This window comes from Bradyrhizobium sp. NDS-1, assembly GCF_032918005.1.
Lineage (GTDB): Bacteria > Pseudomonadota > Alphaproteobacteria > Rhizobiales > Xanthobacteraceae > Bradyrhizobium > Bradyrhizobium tunisiense.
Window position 1 is genome coordinate 3,267,944 of the sequence record NZ_CP136628.1, and the last position, 17,144, is coordinate 3,285,087.

The following is a 17,144-nucleotide window of genomic DNA, read 5'->3' on the forward strand; positions in this document are numbered from 1 at the left end:
TCGTCTCCCCGGCCGCCGCTGCAAGCGTGCGGCGGAGACAGGCGGGAGTCAACCGGGCTTGCTTCGCTACGTCGGCTTCGCAGCGCGCAGTTGCAGCAGAAGCAGCAGCGCGAGCAGCACGGCTGCCGACAGGCCGAGCGACCAGTGAATGCCGATCGCCGCGCCTGATAGCCCAACCGTGATGCCGCTGAAGGCCCGCATCCCCAAGCCCGCCATATTATAGAGTCCGACGACGCGGCCGCGGATGTCGTGCGGCGCATTCAGCTGAACCAGGGCCTGCGCCATGGTGTTGAACGACAGCTCGAAGAACCCCGCACAGAACAACAGCGCGATCGCGACCGGATAGATCGGCACCGCGGCGAAGCCGAGCAGCGCCACGCTCCAGAGCATCGCGAGCATGATCGCGGTGCGCGGGGTGCCTTTGAGGCGTCCCCAGGATTCGAGCGCGAGAGCGGCGAGCACCGCGCCGGCGGCGTCGGCCGCGAGCAGCACGCTGTAGGAGACGCCGGGATCGCCATGGCCGAGATCGCCGGCATAGCCCGGCATCTGGGCGTGATAGGCATTGCCGATCAGGAAGGAGGTGAGGCCGGCGAGCCATGTCATCGCCGTCAGCACCGGCTGGGTGCCGATGGCGCGGATGGTCAGCACGATGTCGGCAAGGCCGCGCACGGCAAAGCGCCGCACCGCCACGCTGTTGTCGCGCACAGGCGCCCAGAACAGCCACAGCAGCATCGGCAGGTAGAACAGCGTGTTGAAGATGATGCCGTGCGAGGTGCCCAGCGTCAGCATGATGATTCCGCCGACGGCAGGCCCGACCAGGATGCCGAGATAGCGCGCCATCGCGTTCAGCCGCACTGCGCTCGGAAGGTCGGCGGGGCCGACGAGGTCGTAGAGCAGCAGCTGGTTCGGCGTCTGCCACAACACGCCGGCGCAGCCGTGGATCACCAGCAGCAGCATCGCATGCCACATCTCGATGGTGTCGGTGAGGAAGAAGAAGCCCCAGCCGGCGGAGGCCACGATGAACAGCAGCATGCCGCACTGGATGATGCGGCGCGGATCGACGCGGTCCGCGAGCCCGCCGACCGCGACCGAGAACAGCAGAAACGGCAGCCAGTGCGACAGCACCGCAAAGCCCGCCAGCGCCGGTGAATGGAACTTCTGGAACACCACCCAATAGCTGATCACATGCTCGATGTTGTCGGCCATCATCGCCAGCACGTAAGCGATGAACTGGAGCCGGTAAGGCACCGACTTCATCGCCGCGAACGAGCCGGACGCGGCAACGGGATTTTGGGGCGGGGGGTTCAAGCGATCACCTGGGCAGGACTATTTGCGGCCTTACACGTTCAGCGCTGAACGCTCAAGACACTTGGGTGTGCGCGGGCATCTGCCATGCGCTGCCACTACAATCCCCGCCGTCATCCTGAGGTGCGCGCTCTTGCGCGCCTCGAAGGCTGTGCCGCAAGCGCCTGTAGCCCATCCTTCGAGGCTCCCCTCGCGATGCTGATGCATCGCAAGGTTCGCACCTCAGGATGACGTCTGTATTTGCAGCAGGCGGCTGTAGCCCAGATGAGCGAAGCGACATTTGGGACATCTCCCCGCATATCGCGGCGCTCATGCGGGCTACGAGACTGCCCGCTTGGCATGACCGCGCATCTCACATACGCTTTGTCTCAGCCCGCACCAATCGATCACAACAGACGGGCATTGGGGAAACAGCCATGCAACAGATCCGCGTCTGCACTCACGCTGGTCCCGGCTCGGAGCCCGTCATCCGCACCGTGCCGTGGCCGAAGGTCGGGCGGAAGGCTGCGCTGATCAAGGTCGGCGCCTGCGGGGTCTGCGGCACCGATCTGCACATCCTGAAAGGCCACTGGCCGAAGCCGCTGCCTTGGCCGTTCACGCTGGGGCATGAACTTGGCGGCATCATCGTCGAGTGCGGCGAGGAGTTCACCGAGGACTTCATGAGCAAGCCGCTGACCGTCGGCTCGAAGGTGATGATTCCTCCGCTGATGCCCTGCGGCCATTGCTATTACTGCATCCACTATCCCCAGACCGCCAACAAGTGCCTGACGCCGGTCTATTACGGCCGCTATCTCGGCTTCGACAAGGCGCCGCACATGTGGGGCGGCTGGGCCGAATACGTCTATGTCGATCTCGACATGCTGCCGGGCACCAAGATCTACAAGCTGCCCGACGACATGTCGCTGCGGCTTGGCGCGCTGTCGGAGCCGCTGACCTCCTGCATCCGCGCCTTCAACCGCGCCAGCCGCGCCGGCGGCTTTTCCTGGGGCGACACGGTGGTGATCCAGGGCTCGGGCCCGATCGGCATTCTGGCGGTTGCTGCCGCCAAGGAGATGGGAGCAGGGCGCGTGATCTGCGTCGGCGCGCCGGAGGAGCCGCGGCTCAAGCTGGCCCGCGAGTTCGGCGCCGAGGCGACCGTCAACATCGAGGAACTGAAGTCGCCGCAGGAGCGCATCGCGCGCGTCCGCGATATCGTCGGCGGCTTCGGCGCCGATCTCGTGATGGACTGCTCGGGCCACCCGACGGCGGGCCCCGAAGGCATCGAGATGCTGCGCGACGGCGGCACCTATGTCGAGATGGGCCAGTTCACCGACGCCGGCTCGATCGACACTTCCTGGCACCGCATCTGCACCAAGGACCTCAACGTGCTCGGCTCCTGGGGCTTTACCGGCAACGACCTGCCGCTCGGCGTCGACATGCTTTATCGTACCCGCGACAAATATCCCTGGCTGAAGATGCAGACGATCTATCCGTTCACGGAGGAAGGCGTCGCGCAGGCGGTGAAGGACGCGATGGCGATGAAGACGGTGAAGTCGACCATCGTGCCTTGGCCGGAACTGGTGGGATAGAAGACGCCGTCGATCCCCCACTCGCTCATGCGGGCTACGAGCCGGAGTTTGGAATAAAGGCCACGATGACAAAAGAACACACACCCGAAACAACCCGACGCCCTCGTTCGCCCTTCCACGCCATTCGCGCGATCGACTACACCGTCATCTTCGTGCGCGACATGGCCGCGATGCGCCGCTTCTACGAGGATGTCCTCGCCTTGTCCCTGCTGCGCGAGCTCTCCCCGAACTGGATCGAGTACGGCCTCGGCCCCAACACGCTGGCGTTGGCACGGCCGAGCCGTACTGCTGCCGATGCGCCGATGCCGGCGGGCAGTGCCTCGCTGCAGCTGGCGTTCAAAGTTTCGGCCGCCGACGTCGACCAATGCGCCGACGAGCTGACGCGGCAAGGCGTGGCGCTGCTGTCGCCGCCGACGAACCAGTCCTTCGGCCACCGCACGCTGTTCTTCCGCGACCCCGACGGCAATCTGCTGGAGATCTACGCGGAGATATGAGCGGGAGCCGGCCGAAGCCTGCGCGCCGTCCGCGCCGCGAAAGATCACGATGCATCGTCTATCCGCTCCGGCGCGGCGTCTCGAAGCGCGAGCACCGCTCGCTGCCGGAGCATCCGACGCTTGCGTGCTATCGTCCCAATGCACCGGCGACAGGGCCCGCCAATTGTTGTGCGAGCATCCGATAACCTTCAGGCGTGAGGTGAATCCCGTCAGGCTGGTGCGGTTTGCCCCGGAACATGCCATTGGGCAGCATGATCACCTTGACCCCCATCTGCGCCAGCCGGGCCTTGATCTCGCCGGTATGGTCGGCCCCGCCTTTCCTCGCATCATTGCCGCCAGGCTGGAGAATGACGACCTTGGTCCCCTTCGGGACTGCACTTTCAAGCCGAGCCATCATCCCGCCCGTCGTGTCACCGTTGACGCCGGCATTGACGACGCGAACGTCGAGGCCGCGCCCGCGCAGCAAAGCCTCGAGCTGGGCCGGATAGGCCTGCTCGGACGAGACGCCCTTGCCTGCGGTATTGCTGGCGCCCAGGGCAACGACGGTCGCCGCCTGCGCCGCTCCGAGCTGAAGAGCCGCCGCTGCCACAAGTGAAAGCAGCCATTTGGATATTGCATTCATCCTGCATTCCTCACTTAAGAAATCAGTGCTCAAAATCTTCGGTGTCGTGGAACCAGCACGATGATAATGAGATTCGGACGCACGGCGCATGACACTTTGGGTCATGATTCCGGGACTCTTTGGGTCATAATTCCGGGGCCTTGACGGTCTTCCCCGACCTGGAAGCTGCGAGGCGGCCACAGGGGCTTCTGCACCATTCAGTCACAGTTCTCGCTGAGCCATGCATCATAGGCATGGTGATTTCCGAGCGCTTGGCGTAAAGAGCGCCCAGATCAAATCCAGCGTGCGGCCGGGCCGATTGCCTCCCCACGCGAGCTCAGGCCCGCCGGTCCACCGTTTGCGCGCCTGAATTAACCAAGGTTTTCCATCCCGTGTCTTTTCCGGCCCTGACCCCGCCGCTCGCCAAAGCTTTGGCCGAGCGGAACTATGATTCACCGACCCCCGTTCAGCTCGCCGTGCTTGCGGACGAGGCGGCCGATCGCGACCTCCTGGTTTCGGCGCAGACCGGCTCCGGCAAGACCCTCGCTTATGGCCTTGCCATGGCCAAGGATCTGCTCGGCGAGACCGAGCAGTTCGCGCAGGCTGCCGCCCCGCTCGCCCTCATCGTGGCACCGACCCGCGAGCTCGCGATGCAGGTCCACCGCGAACTCGCCTGGCTCTACGGGCATGCGGGCGGGCGCGTGGTCTCGTGCGTCGGCGGCATGGATCCGCGCCGCGAGCAGCGCGAGCTGGCAGCCGGCGCCCACATCGTGGTCGGCACGCCCGGCCGGCTCTGCGACCATTTGCGGCGCGGCCGCCTCGATATCTCGGAATTGAAAGCGGTCGTCCTCGACGAGGCCGACGAGATGCTCAATCTCGGCTTTCGCGAGGACATGGAATTCATCCTCGAGACCACGCCGGAGACGCGCCGCACCCTGATGTTCTCGGCGACATTCCCGCGCGGCATCGTCGCGCTCGCCAAGCAATATCAGCAGCAGGCCTTCCGGATCGAGGTCGCCGGCGACGAGGGCGGTCACGCCGACATCGAATACCGCGCGATCCGCATCGCGCCCGCCGATGCCGAGCATGCCGTCGTCAACGTGCTGCGCTTCTACGAGGCGCCGAGCGCGCTGGTGTTCTGCAGCACGCGCGATCACGTCAGGCATTTGCAGGCGGCACTGCTGGAGCGCGGCTTTTCCGTCGTCGCTCTCTCGGGCGAATTGACGCAGAACGAGCGCACCATGGCGCTGCAGTCTCTGCGTGACGGACGCGCGCGCGTGTGCGTGGCGACCGACGTCGCCGCCCGCGGCATCGACCTGCCGAGCCTCGATCTCGTCATTCATGCCGACCTGCCCAACGACGCCGAGGTGATGCAGCATCGCTCGGGCCGCACCGGGCGCGCGGGGCGAAAGGGAACGAGCGTCCTGCTGGTGCCGCCCGCCCGCCGGCGGCGTGCGGAGCTGCTGCTCAATCTCGCAGGGGTTGACGCGGTCTGGGGCACGGCGCCGCAGGCGGACGAAATCCGCAAGCTCGATCACGATCGCATGAAGGACGTGTTGTTCACCGAGGAGACGACGGCCGACGATCTGGCGCTGGCCCAGGCGCTGCTGGCCGAGCGATCGGCCGAGGATATCGCCGCGGCACTGGCGCGGCTTTACCGTGCGCGGCTGCCGTCGCCCGAGGACATCATCGATCCCGGCGAGCGCAGCGGCAAGCCGCGCGAGGATCGCGGCCGCGACAGATTTCAAGGCGAAGGCGGCGACGATCGTAGCGCGCGGCCTCGATCGAAATCCGGCAAGGCGCCGTCGAAGCACGGCATGTCGGAGACCAGCGTCTGGTTCCGGGCCGCGATCGGACGACGCAAGAATGCGGAGGCGCGCTGGCTGCTGCCGATGATCTGCCGCCGCGGCGGCATCGACAAGCGCGACATCGGCGCCATCAGGATCATGGATACGACGACCGAGTTCGAGATTTCCGAGCGGGTGGCGGAGTCGTTCGCTGCAAAGGTCAAGCGTCCGGACAAGGAAGACAGCATCCGGATCGAGCTGATGGCGGAGGCGCCGCAGCGTCAGGAACGTTCGGAAGAGCGGTCCCATGCGCCGCGGCGCGAGGCGGGCGAGCATCGCGAACGGCGCGATGAACGTCCGCGCGAGGCGAGTGGGTTCAAGCCGCGCGGCAAGTCCCACGGCGAACGCGCGCCGAAATTCGAGGAGGCGCCTTCCTTCGCAAAGAAAAAGAAGCATCGGCCGGGCCACGCAGAGCCGTCATCGGTCACGCCATGGCCCGTGAAGGGCGCGCCGGGAAAGAAGGCGAAGAAGAAGCATCGCGGTTGAATGCCCCGCACGCCGCGTGGGCGAGGTTACGGCCCGGCGAGGTCGCGCAGCATGTACGTCGCGCTTTCGCCATAGGATGCGAGCTTTGCCCGCAGCTCCGCCTCCGCCGTGACGGGTCGAAAGCCGAGGCGCTCCCACAGCGGCCGCGTCGCGTAGACCGAGACCAATGCGAGCGTTGCGATGCCTGAGGCACGCGCCAGCTCCTCGATCTCGGCGATATAGACGCGCAGAACGCCGCCGCGAGAATCCGGCAAGACGGCGACGTCGTGGACATAGAGGCAATCCGCATCGTCGGGCAATCGTGCGAGCAACCCGTCGAGCGGCGGAATCCGGTGCTGCTTCCAGGGATGCGCAAGCCCGTAGCCGGCAATCTCGTCGCCGGCGATCAGCACGCGGCATCCACCGGGATAGAGCCGCATCTTCTCGGCGAACACCTCGGGCCTTTCAGGAAGGTCGGGATGTACCCGCGCCGCGATGGCGCTGATCGCGGGCAGGTCGGATGCGTGTGCGGGACGCCAATGCGGCTTGCTCATGTCTCTTTGTCGGTCTGTCTCGGTCCATCCAGTTTATTCCCCTGTGCCGGCGCGCGCAGCGAAAAATATCCTCGCCGTCATCTTGGGAATACCGGGCCGTGCGCGGCGTCCTATCCATGCAAGCCAATTGCATGACAGGAGATATCATGAGGTCCTCGATCCGCCTCGCGCTCGCCCTGGCCATGTCCCTCGCGATCGTCCCCGCCGCCTTCGCCGCGCCGCCGACCAAGACTGGCAAGACCGACAAGGGCAACGTGCTCACCGACGCCAAGGGCATGACGCTCTACACCTTCGACAAGGATGCCGACGGCAAGTCGGCCTGCAACGGTCCATGTGCGACGAACTGGCCGGTGCTGAAGGCCGAGGCGAGCGATGCGGCCGGCGACGGCTACACCATCATCACGCGCGACGATGGCTCGAAGCAATGGACCTACAAGGGCAAGCCGCTCTACACCTTCGCCAAGGACCAGAAGCCCGGCGACGTCACCGGTGACGGCTTCTTGAACGGCGCCTGGCATCTGGCGATGCCCTAACGCCGTTCCCGCTTCATCTCGGATACTCGAGCTGCATCGCGACGAAGTCGGCCGTGCGCGATCCGTAGCGCGCATCGATGGCATGCAGCGTCTGGTCCAGCGCACGCGCCGGCGGCAGATCGACCGCTGCCGGCAGCGTCTGCTTCGCCGGCCAATCGCTTGCGACCTTGTCCGGCAGGATACGAAGACCGCCGCGGCTCGCCCGCGCCTCTGCCGTGGCCGCGAAGGTGAGGGCACGCGAGCGATAAGTGCGCGACCACGCATCGGTGACCAACGCAAGCGACACCTCGTCGATGCCTGATGTCAGCGCGATTCCGAGTTGCTCGCGATTCCAGAATGCGAGCGTGCCCGCGATCGCCGTCAGCGCGAAGGGGCGTGTGAACTGGAACGCCTCGCTGCGGTGGCGCGCATCCCACTGCGAAAGACCGATCTCTTGGGCGACCGCCTCCGCCTTGGCGCGGCCGGCGATGGCCTCGACCAGGGTCAGCGCCATCGGCATGGACGCGGTGATGCCGGTCGTCGTCGCAACGCCGCGGTCGATCACCAGCCTGCGGTCCGGGATATAGCGGATCGCGGAATGCTTCTGCAGATCGCGCAACGAGTACCAGTGTGTGGTGGCCCGCCGGCCGTCGAGCAGCCCGGTGTTGGCGACGACCTTGGCGCCGACGCAGACACCGATGACGATCGCGCCCTTGCCGGCCTGGCTTCTGATCCACTGCAAGGCCGTGGCATCGTCTTCGGGGCTCATCGCGGGCACGATGACGTAATCGGCGCCGTCCGGATGCGCGGCGTCGAACTCGGCGATGGTCGCGTGCGGCTGCACTTTGAGCGCGGGATAGAGCGCGACGGGACCAGGCTGCGTCGCCAATGTCTGGACGTCGGCGACATCGGCGCGTGCGAGGATGCCGTATGGCATCAGATAGTCCGTCGTCTCGGTCATGTCGTTGATGCCGACGATGGCGATCAGGGGACGTTTGCGTTTGGGCGGCTTCAGCGCGGCAAGCGTCGCCTCGGTCTCGTCCTTGGATATCGCGGGCGCGCTTCCCCGAGCCGGCGAGCCCGGCAGCAGGAACAGCCAGGTTCCGCCGATCGCGGCCAGCAATGCCAGGCAACCGACGCCGCTCAACGCCAGAATGCGCCACGTCATGATGATGTCACCCGATCCTCGTTGCTTCGCGCGAGGCGGAAGCTAACGCCTGGCAACGAGATCAGGAATGACGCAGATCCGGCAAAAACGGCCATCCGCATCCGCGTTGATGTCGCGCTACGGGTTCCCGCTTCGCGCGATACCCGCGCGTTGGGCGGCGATTATCTCAGGCCCTCATACACCATCAGTCCGCGTGCGATCTGCAGTTTGCGGATCGCGCGCGGCAAGAGCTTCTCCGGCTGGTGCAGATAGCGCCAGGACGTGAGGGTGAAGGCTGACAGCGCGCCGCACGCGTCGTCGAACGGCGCGAGCACGCCCGTCACGCTCACGGGTGTGTGCGGGCGGGCGTTGAAGGGCAGCAGCAACAGCTCGAGATGGGCCTTGCTGCCGTCCTCGTGCGCGGCCGTGACGCCGGCGATCACGCCTAACGTCTCGTCGGCGACGACGGTCGTGATCTCCTCGATCTCGCTGCGGCTCGCATCGTCGAACAGCGCCGCAAAGCTCTGGTCCTTGAGGTCGGATCCTGCCAGCGCGCAGACCCGCGTGCCGGCGACGCGGAACGGGAAGCCGAGGTTCGGCTCACAGGACAGCACGAAGATGTCGCCGAGCAGGCCGCGGACCGCGGCCGGATCGATGTCGGCCCTGTCGGGGGCCCGTGCAGCGCCGCGCTTCTTGTCCCAATACGCGAAGAACGCGCGGCTCGACGGATGTTTCATGACTGAACGCTTACCCCGGGGTGTAACCTCGACGGGACAGACCTGTCCCGCTTCAGTGCACCCACGATCCCTTGTGTTGTTGTGCAGGAGGGGATTTGCAGCGTCCATGCCGGAGCGGCGTTTTCGCACTCCTTAAGGTCGCCTTTGCGTTGTTAACGTTAAATTAACTATGCGCTTTGCACCTCGCGCCCCGCTACTATGGTGGCCGCAGTCGCAAGCCCCGTCGCTTTTCTCCAGGTTCTCAGCGGGGTCTGTACACAGGGCGTCAAACAGTTTGGCCGCGGGCCGGGGAGGGGTGGGGATACACTTCATTCCTCGGGTGCCGGAAAGGCCAACACGGACAGGCAGGGCTTCCCAGGGCCCTGCCTTTTCCTTTTGTGCACTTGCGCAAGGCTGGCAAAGGCGACTATCTGCAAGCGTGTTGCTCCGGTCGCGCTGAAAGCGAAGCTGCCTTGGATTCCTCTCAAGATTCTCCGCCGCAAGGCCCTCGGCAAGATCCTCAAGCGGAGGGGCCGGCGGTTGTCGAAGAGGCCCCGCGCGAGCCGGTCCTGACGCTGCCCACGGCGCTGACCGCCTATATCGTCCTGCTGGCGGTGATCCATCTGCGGGTGCTGCTGCCGCCCGAGATCGAGAACTGGACCATCGACGTCTTCGGCTTCATCCCGAAGCGCTATGATTCCTCGCTGCTCAATCTGGAGATTCCCGGCGGGACGGGTGCGAAGATCTGGACCTTCGTCACCTATTCGCTGCTGCACGCCAATCTGACCCATCTCGGCTTCAACGTGCTGTGGCTGCTGCCGTTCGGCAGCGCGCTGGCGCGGCGCTTTGGGGCGGTCAGGTTCTTCCTGTTTCTGGCGGTGACGGCGGCGGCCGGCGCGCTCGCCCATCTCGTCACCCATGAGCACGCGGTGGCGCCGATGATCGGCGCCTCGGCCTCGGTGTCGGGCGCGATGGCCGCCGCCATCCGCTTTGCCTTCGTCCGCGGCAGCTTCCTGTCGTTCAACCGTTCGGACGCCGATACCGCAGCAAGGGTTCCGGCGCTGCCGCTGTCGCGCGCGCTGCGCGACGGGCGGGTGGTCGGCTTCCTGGCGGTGTGGTTCGGCGTCAACATCATCTTCGGCGTCGGCGCGATCGGCATCGATTCCGAAACCACGAGCGTCGCCTGGCAGGCGCATATCGGCGGCTTCTTTGCCGGCCTGTTGCTGTTCACCCTGTTCGATCCGGTGCCGCGCATGCGAAGCGATGCTGCGGATGCGTCGTCACAGGACGTTTCAGACCGTATTTGAAGCGGCGCTTGCGGCGCGGCCCGAATTCATCCATCATTCGAGTGAAGAATGTTCCGAAGCGACAGGCCGATAGCGGCAACGCTTCGACAAGCGCACGAGCGTGAAACCGGCGCTGAAACTGTTAGTTGAAGACTCGAAGAACAAGTCCGGACCGCCCAATGGCGGGACGGGTCCGATTCAGGGAGGCAACAATGACGGTACGTTCCATTCTGAACACCAAGGGTCACCAGATCATGAGCGTTGGGCCCGACGCAAAGCTGGCGGCCGCGGTCAAGCTGCTCGCTGACAAGAAGATCGGCGCGGTGCTGGTGATGGACCAGAGCCGGCTCGAAGGCATCCTGTCGGAGCGCGACATCGTCCGCGTGCTCGGCGAGCGCGGCGCCGGCGTGCTGGAGGAGCCGGTCGCTCAGGTCATGACCCGCAAGGTGGTGACCTGCAAGGAGACCGACACGGTCGCCGAGATCATGGAGATGATGACATCGGGCAAGTTCCGCCATCTGCCCGTGATCGACAACGGCAAGGTGGTCGGCCTCATCTCGATCGGCGACATCGTCAAGCGCCGGGTCCAGGAATACGAAACCGAGCAGGAAGCCTTGCGCGACTACATCAAGACGGCCTGATCAGGCCTGCTCGTCCGCTTTGGGCGCGCTGCCTGCCGGCGCCGGCGCGAGCACCTCGATCGCCTCCTGGATCGACTCAAGCGCGCGCTCGGCGGCGCGCGTGCCGTGGGCGATCAGGTCCTCTGAACGGTGGAAGTCGAACCAGCCGAACTGGCCGACCCGCGGCGTGATCAGAAGGTCGGGCGGATCGCCGGCGAGGCGGGCGCGGGTGATGCGGTCCTGCATGATGTTGAAGGCGTCGACCATCACCGAGGAGATGCCGGGACGGCCGTTGCCGCCAAAGAACTCTCGCTTCATCGTCTTCTCCGGCGAGAACAGGCGCGGGAAGCGCCGCTTGGCAGCCGGCTCCCCAGGCTCCGGCACGACCGGACTGGGCACTGCACCGTGCGAATGAATCGTCGTGGAATGCGTGAAGATGTCGCTGGAAAGATTTGCGGCGATGACGATTTCAGCACCCAGCGCGCGGGCGGCCGAGACCGGCACGGGATTGACCAGCGCGCCATCGACCAGCCAGCGGTCGCCGATCAGCATCGGCGCGAAGATGCCGGGCAGCGTGTAGGACGCGCGCATCGCATCGACCAGGCGGCCGCGTGTCAGCCAGATCTCGTGACCGGTGCGGACCTCGGTCGCCACGCTCGCGAACTTGACGGGGAGATCCTCGATCAGCGTCTGCCCGACCGCCTCCTCGAGCCGGGTTGCAAGCTTCTCGCCGCCGAGCAGGCCGGAGCCGTTGAGGCGGATGTCGAGATAGCCGAGGATGTTGCGCATGCCTTGCAGGCTGCGCCCCCACTCTTCGAACGTGTCGAGCCGGCCGGCCGCGTGGAGGCCACCGACCACGGCTCCGATGGAGGTGCCGACCACGACGTCGGGCACGATCCCGTTGGCAAGCAGCGTCCTGAGAATCCCGATATGGGCAAAGCCGCGCGCCGCGCCGCCCCCAAGGGCAAGGCCGATCACCGGCCGGCGGATGCTGCCCAAGCCGACTTTTTCACCGGCTTTTTCGCCATTGGAGCCGTTCGCGCCCCGACCCTTCAAAATATCCAGCACCGAAAACTCTCCCACCCGGGCCAGCCCTCACACCAGAGTAGGCGCCGTATTCCTGCTCCGCCATAACGAGGGTGAAGCATGGTTTATACCGTTCGGGACACAGGGGGCAGCAGTGTGGCGACGGCTGGCCGTCGTCGGCCCAATCACGCAGGCGTTAACCGGGTTCCAAAGAACCGTGCCGGGACCGTATTTCCTGGGGTTTCAGAGGCTTGAATTTGCCGCGTTTTCGGTGAAAAGCAGGAAGCATGACACGCGGGGGTGACGGCATCATCGGATGGCGGCGCAGCGGCAGGCTGCTGCCGGCGCTGATCCTTGCCGCGTGCGTCCTTACCTCAGGCCAAAACGCTGCGCAGGCGCAGCTTTTCTCCGATCGGCCGCCGCCGGTGCCGCCGGCTTCGGTGCCCGACCCCGGCGGGGCCATCAACCTGGCGCCTCCTTCCGGCCTGGGTGCCGGTCCTCCGAGCCTGCCGCCGACCTTGATGCAGCCGGTGACCCCGAGCATGCCGCCGCCCGCCGTCACGACCGTGCCGTCGGCCGCCCCCCTCAACGCCGCCGCGCCCGGACAGGGCGTGCTGTCCCTGACCGCGAAATACGGCAAGGACTCGGCGCCCATTACCAGTGGCCTGGTCTGGCGCGTGTTTGCCGACCGTCCCGACGAGAACGGCACCTTCAAGCTGATCCGTGAGGACCGTAACGCCACGCCCAACATCGTGCTGCCGCCGGGCAATTACGTCGTGCACGTCGCTTTCGGCCTCGTCAGCGCGGTACGCACCGTCAGCCTGAAAGCCGAGACCGACCGGGAATCCTTCGTGCTGCCGGCCGGCGGCCTGCGCATCGAGGGCCGGGTCGGCACCAGCCGCATTCCGCAGAACCAGATCTCGTTCGCGATCTACAAGGGCAGCCAGTTCGAATCCGGCGAGCGCGCCTCGCTGGTGCCGAACGTCGCCGCCGGCGACGTCGTGCTGATCCCCGAGGGCACCTATTACATCGTCTCCAACTATGGCGATGCCAATTCGGTGGTGCGCTCCGACATCCGCGTGCAGGTCGGCAAGCTCACCGACGTCACCATCACCCACCGCGCCGCCGTGATCACACTCAAGCTGGTCAGCGACAGAGGCGGCGAGGCGCTCGCCAACACCGCCTGGTCGGTGCTGACCCCGGGCGGCGACGTCATCAAGGAATCGATCGGCGCCTTCCCGCGCGTGGTGCTTTCCGAAGGCGAGTACCGCGCCATCGCCAAGAACGAGGGCAAGGTCTACGAGCGCGGCTTCAACGTCGTGAACGGCGTCGACGGCGAGGTCGAAGTCGTCGCGCGCTGATCGCGTGTCCCGGACGCGGTGCAGCACGAAGTGAAGCCCCGCTGAAGAAGCGTTGCAACGCTGCACGAGACCGGCGCGATCACCGAAAGCACGGCGTTCGATGCGAGCGATTTCCGCAACATCGTACCGCGGTTCTCATCCAGCGCACGAAAAGCCAATCAGACGCGTAGGCCGCTGACGCCCGCCATGGAAGTCCAGTGAGCATTTGCTTACCGGACCTCCGCGCCCTCATCCTGATTTGAATACCTGCCAGCGTTAACAGCTCGCGTCGAAGAGCCGGCAAGAACACCGGCAACGCCCGCTTATTCCGGAGGACGTCGCGCGTTCATCACAACGGTGCAAGATGCGCATTTCCGATCATCAATTTCATTCTCTTTCTATTCCGCTGCGCTATATGTCGGGTCTCCAACGGAGGAGTCCGGAGCAGGCTGTGCGTCTGCGAGACCGGCAAGGGGCAGGGGACCAAGCGCGTCGGCATGTTCGAAGTGATCCTCACCAGGCGCAAGCGGTTTGGTTGGCGATGGCAGGTGTGCGACCAGTCCGGCAAGATCTTTGCCGATGGCTTCGAGCGCACGCGGCCGTCCGCCAAATACCAGGGCGAGCGCGCGTTGTTCTTCCTGCTATCGCAAGCGTATTTGCGCAACCGCTCCGCGGCGTCCAGCGAGGATTAGCGGCGGGCACAGCGCCACGCCGGCTACAAGCTCACTCAGATCTCGACGACCAGCTTGCCTTTGGCGGCGTGATCTCGGATCCGCGCATAGGCCTCGCCGACGCTCTCCAGCGTAAAACGCCTGGGGTCGAGCAGCGGCACGAGCCTGCCGGCCTCGACCAGGCGCGTTGCCTCCGCCATGATCTCTCCGTGATGGGCGCGCCCTTCGCCCGACAGCAGCGGGAGCAGCGTGAAGACGCCTGAATAGGTCGCTGCGCGGAACGACAGCGGCGCAAGCGCGTGCGCCCCCCAGCCGAGTGCACTCACCACATGGCCGAAGCGGCGTACCGCTTCAAAGGAGGCGTCGAGCACCTTGCCGCCGACGGTGTCGTAGACGATGTCGAAGCCCTGGCCGCCTGTATGCTGCGTCACATAGGCCTCGACCGAACTGTCGCGATCAATGAATACAGCGCCGAAACCCTCGATGATGGCACGCTGCGACGCAGAGCCGGTTGCGAACACCTCCGCTCCGAAGGCGCGCGCGATCTGGATCGCGACATGACCGACGCCGCCCGCACCGCCATGGATCAACACCTTCTGGCCCGCCTTCAACGCTGCGCGGTCGATCAGGCCTTCCCAGGCCGTGATGACGATCAGGGGAAGGGCGGCAGCCTCCCGCATGCTGAGATTGGCGGGCTTCAATGCCAGGAGGTCGGCATCGACCGCCGCGAATTCAGCGAGCGATCCCGGCACGCCGCCGACGCCACCGGTCATGCCGTAGACCTCGTCGCCCGGCTTGAACCGGGTCACCTCGCGCCCAGTGCGTTCGACCACGCCGGCAAGATCGATGCCGGGAATCGCCGGCAGCGGATGGCGCGCATGCGCGGCCGTACCTGCATGGATCTTGGTGTCGAGCGGATTGATGCCGCTGGCGCACACCCGCACGAACACCTCGCGCGGCCCGATCTCAGGCCTGGAAATCGTCGAGAGGCGTAACGGGGCGTTGTGAGCCTCCAGGACGCCAGCGCGCATCGTCGATTGTGTCGTCATGACCCTCTTGCTCCCTTGTCGGCCTCCAATGTGGTCATGAAATTTTGCATAGGAAGGAACAAGCATGTACGATCATCATACAGTTCTGTATGGCGGGAATTCTGATGGATTGGAGCGACCTACGCATCTTCCTGGCGATTGCCCGTGAAGGCACGCTCGGTGCCGCCGCACGGAAGATCGGCCAGACCCAACCGACCATGGGCCGGCGGCTTCGCGCGCTGGAGATGTCGCTGGGGCAGACACTGTTCCAGCGCACCGCGGATGGCTTCGTGCTCACCGACGAGGGCACGGCCGTGCTCCGTCACGCCGAGCGGATTGAGGATGAGGCGCTCGCGCTGGAGCGGCAGGTGTCTGGTGCGAAGACGCAGCTCGACGGCCTGTTGCGCCTGTCCTCGTCGGACTGGTTCGGGACGGTGATGCTGTCGCCGGTGATCGCCGCGTTCGGCAAGCGTCACCCCAAGGTGATTGTGGAGCTTCTGACCGATGCGCGGCTCTACAGCCTGCCGCGGCGGGAAGCCGATCTCGTCTTCCGCATCAAGCCGTTCAGCGAGCCCGAGGTGGTCTCCAGAAAGCTGCTGCATATTCCCTACGCGCTCTATGGCAAGAAGGGCACCAAGCCGCCGCGCCCCGGCGACGGCAAGGCCAACGCTGTCCGCGTCGTGACGATGAATGCCGAGTACGCCGACATGCCCGACGCGGTCTGGCTGAAGCGCGCGCTGCCCAATGCGGAGGTCGCCTCGCGTAGTAACAACAGGCAGGTGCAGGCCGAGCTGTGCGCGAGCGGCGCCGGATTGGCCGTGCTGCCACGTCCGCTCGGGGACCGCGACCGCCGTCTGGTCGCGCTCGACATCGGAACGACGCCACCCGGCCGTGACACCTATGTGGGCTACCATCGCGATATGAGGCGCCTCGCTCGTCTCCGCGCGCTGCTCGATCTCGTGATCGAGCAGCTGGCGGAACCGCGATCATAGTGCCCTTAGCCCGGGTGAGCGAAGCGACACCCGGGACCACTCGTGCCTGGAGGCTCGAATGTCGCTTCCCTCATCCGGGACACAAGATGTTGCGTCGCTACGAGACCTTGTATTCCCTGACGGGCAAAACACCCAACATCGGGGTCAACCCGCATTATCAAAAATATTCCACTTTACCGAAATTCGGAAACGGCGTATGTGTCGCGGCAACCCGGCCCAAGGAAGAGGGGCGTATCGCGATCGTCACGAACGCGGGCCGGACGGCGGTGGACGCTGATTGCATCGGCGCGAAGAGCTTCGCAGGGCGGGCAACCGTGAGCGAGAGCGTCGCGCATACGACCGGTGTAATCAGCGTACGGCAAAATCGTGTGGTCCTGACGCCCGGGGTCTGTGCGTCAAGTCTTGTGGTGATGTGTCTCGTCCAACCGGACGTACGCGTCAGCCATCCGCAAGGCGACGGGGGCAATAGTGCAACGCTCCCCGGGGAGAGTACGACATAAGCCGTAAAACCACTGCGCAGGGAAGGCCGGTTGTTTGGCTTCACCTGTATGCCGCTGTGCAGAGTCTTGCTCTACCCTTCGCACAGTGGACCGTGGGTGCCCGGCCGGCACCCGGTCTTCCCTGCGCCCTCTTTCAATTGAGGGCAAGCGACGAAGCAAAGCTCGGGCGAAATGCGCCGCGAGGATGATCAACCATGTGTGCCGTTGAACAAAGGTCTCGTGCCCCGGGGCGCGGCGCAGCGTCCTTTCGACGATGCGCTGCAGAAGCCGGGGCCCATGCATCAGCGAGCTCCGTGGCCTGCTGGGTCCCGCTCTGCGCAGCAGCGTAAGAACGCTGCAGCGCGTCCGGGACACGCCCGTATCGCCTTCGCACGACCGTCATAGTGTCTAACGCGCACTAACCAACGCCCGACTTAAAACTGTCATAATCGCCGAATGGAACCCGGACCCCCGCGCTTTTTACATGTCGTTA

At 65.5% G+C, this 17,144-nt stretch carries 17 protein-coding genes; 10 read left to right on the forward strand and 7 right to left on the reverse strand.

Features of this window, described 5'->3' with window-relative positions; all coding sequences use genetic code 11:
- Positions 1-66 precede the first annotated feature (66 nt).
- Positions 67-1,257 carry an MFS transporter gene (locus tag RX330_RS15210; RefSeq protein WP_212081895.1) on the reverse strand — a complete coding sequence of 397 codons (1,191 nt, stop codon included), beginning with the start codon at positions 1,255-1,257 and terminating at the stop codon, positions 67-69.
- Positions 1,258-1,721: 464 nt separating this feature from the next.
- Between RX330_RS15210 and RX330_RS15215 the strand changes: the two genes are divergently transcribed.
- Both RX330_RS15215 and RX330_RS15220 read left to right on the forward strand, forming a co-directional pair.
- Entirely contained in the window at positions 1,722-2,873 is a 1,152-nt protein-coding gene (locus tag RX330_RS15215; RefSeq protein WP_317243511.1) for a zinc-binding dehydrogenase, read from the forward strand.
- A gap of 65 nt (positions 2,874-2,938) precedes the next feature.
- Complete coding sequence (locus tag RX330_RS15220; RefSeq protein WP_317243512.1) at positions 2,939-3,367, forward strand: VOC family protein; 429 nt, start codon at positions 2,939-2,941, stop codon at positions 3,365-3,367.
- A 127-nt stretch (positions 3,368-3,494) separates the two neighbouring features.
- Here RX330_RS15220 and RX330_RS15225 read toward each other — a convergent pair whose 3' ends face one another.
- On the reverse strand, positions 3,495-4,094 hold the full coding sequence (locus RX330_RS15225; protein ID WP_317243513.1) for a GDSL-type esterase/lipase family protein: 600 nt from the start codon (positions 4,092-4,094) through the stop codon (positions 3,495-3,497).
- Between the two features lie 266 nt (positions 4,095-4,360).
- Between RX330_RS15225 and RX330_RS15230 the strand changes: the two genes are divergently transcribed.
- Complete coding sequence (locus RX330_RS15230; protein ID WP_317243514.1) at positions 4,361-6,301, forward strand: DEAD/DEAH box helicase; 1,941 nt, start codon at positions 4,361-4,363, stop codon at positions 6,299-6,301.
- A 26-nt stretch (positions 6,302-6,327) separates the two neighbouring features.
- Here the strand turns inward: RX330_RS15230 and RX330_RS15235 are convergent, their stop codons facing one another.
- Entirely contained in the window at positions 6,328-6,834 is a 507-nt protein-coding gene (locus tag RX330_RS15235; RefSeq protein ID WP_317243515.1) for a GNAT family N-acetyltransferase, read from the reverse strand.
- A gap of 146 nt (positions 6,835-6,980) precedes the next feature.
- Here RX330_RS15235 and RX330_RS15240 point away from each other — a divergent pair, with 146 nt between their 5' ends.
- Complete coding sequence (locus tag RX330_RS15240; protein WP_317243516.1) at positions 6,981-7,367, forward strand: hypothetical protein; 387 nt, start codon at positions 6,981-6,983, stop codon at positions 7,365-7,367.
- Positions 7,368-7,380: 13 nt separating this feature from the next.
- Here RX330_RS15240 and RX330_RS15245 read toward each other — a convergent pair whose 3' ends face one another.
- Positions 7,381-8,514: a DJ-1/PfpI family protein gene (locus tag RX330_RS15245; protein WP_317243517.1), complete on the reverse strand. Its 1,134-nt coding sequence runs from the start codon at positions 8,512-8,514 to the stop codon at positions 7,381-7,383.
- Between the two features lie 161 nt (positions 8,515-8,675).
- Positions 8,676-9,230, reverse strand: coding sequence for a PAS domain-containing protein (locus RX330_RS15250; protein ID WP_317243518.1), 555 nt, complete (start codon positions 9,228-9,230; stop codon positions 8,676-8,678).
- A 452-nt stretch (positions 9,231-9,682) separates the two neighbouring features.
- Between RX330_RS15250 and RX330_RS15255 the strand changes: the two genes are divergently transcribed.
- Both RX330_RS15255 and RX330_RS15260 read left to right on the forward strand, forming a co-directional pair.
- Positions 9,683-10,516, forward strand: coding sequence for a rhomboid family intramembrane serine protease (locus RX330_RS15255; protein ID WP_317243519.1), 834 nt, complete (start codon positions 9,683-9,685; stop codon positions 10,514-10,516).
- Positions 10,517-10,707: 191 nt separating this feature from the next.
- On the forward strand, positions 10,708-11,136 hold the full coding sequence (locus RX330_RS15260; protein WP_317243520.1) for a CBS domain-containing protein: 429 nt from the start codon (positions 10,708-10,710) through the stop codon (positions 11,134-11,136).
- Here RX330_RS15260 and RX330_RS15265 read toward each other — a convergent pair whose 3' ends face one another.
- A complete protein-coding gene (locus RX330_RS15265) occupies positions 11,137-12,183 on the reverse strand; it encodes a patatin-like phospholipase family protein (protein WP_317243521.1) in 1,047 nt (348 codons plus the stop codon).
- A gap of 245 nt (positions 12,184-12,428) precedes the next feature.
- Here RX330_RS15265 and RX330_RS15270 point away from each other — a divergent pair, with 245 nt between their 5' ends.
- On the forward strand, positions 12,429-13,502 hold the full coding sequence (locus RX330_RS15270) for a hypothetical protein (protein WP_317243522.1): 1,074 nt from the start codon (positions 12,429-12,431) through the stop codon (positions 13,500-13,502).
- Positions 13,503-13,978: 476 nt separating this feature from the next.
- A complete protein-coding gene (locus RX330_RS15275; protein WP_025037121.1) occupies positions 13,979-14,173 on the forward strand; it encodes a hypothetical protein in 195 nt (64 codons plus the stop codon).
- A 35-nt stretch (positions 14,174-14,208) separates the two neighbouring features.
- Here RX330_RS15275 and RX330_RS15280 read toward each other — a convergent pair whose 3' ends face one another.
- Positions 14,209-15,201, reverse strand: coding sequence for a zinc-dependent alcohol dehydrogenase family protein (locus RX330_RS15280; protein ID WP_317243523.1), 993 nt, complete (start codon positions 15,199-15,201; stop codon positions 14,209-14,211).
- A gap of 104 nt (positions 15,202-15,305) precedes the next feature.
- Here RX330_RS15280 and RX330_RS15285 point away from each other — a divergent pair, with 104 nt between their 5' ends.
- Together RX330_RS15285 and RX330_RS15290 are read left to right on the forward strand one after the other, a co-directional pair.
- Positions 15,306-16,172, forward strand: a complete 867-nt coding sequence (locus tag RX330_RS15285) for a LysR family transcriptional regulator (RefSeq protein ID WP_317243524.1) — start codon at positions 15,306-15,308, stop codon at positions 16,170-16,172.
- Between the two features lie 86 nt (positions 16,173-16,258).
- Positions 16,259-16,672 (forward strand): hypothetical protein, encoded by a 414-nt coding sequence (locus RX330_RS15290; protein ID WP_317243525.1) that lies wholly within the window; start codon positions 16,259-16,261, stop codon positions 16,670-16,672.
- The last annotated feature ends 472 nt before the right edge of the window (positions 16,673-17,144 follow it).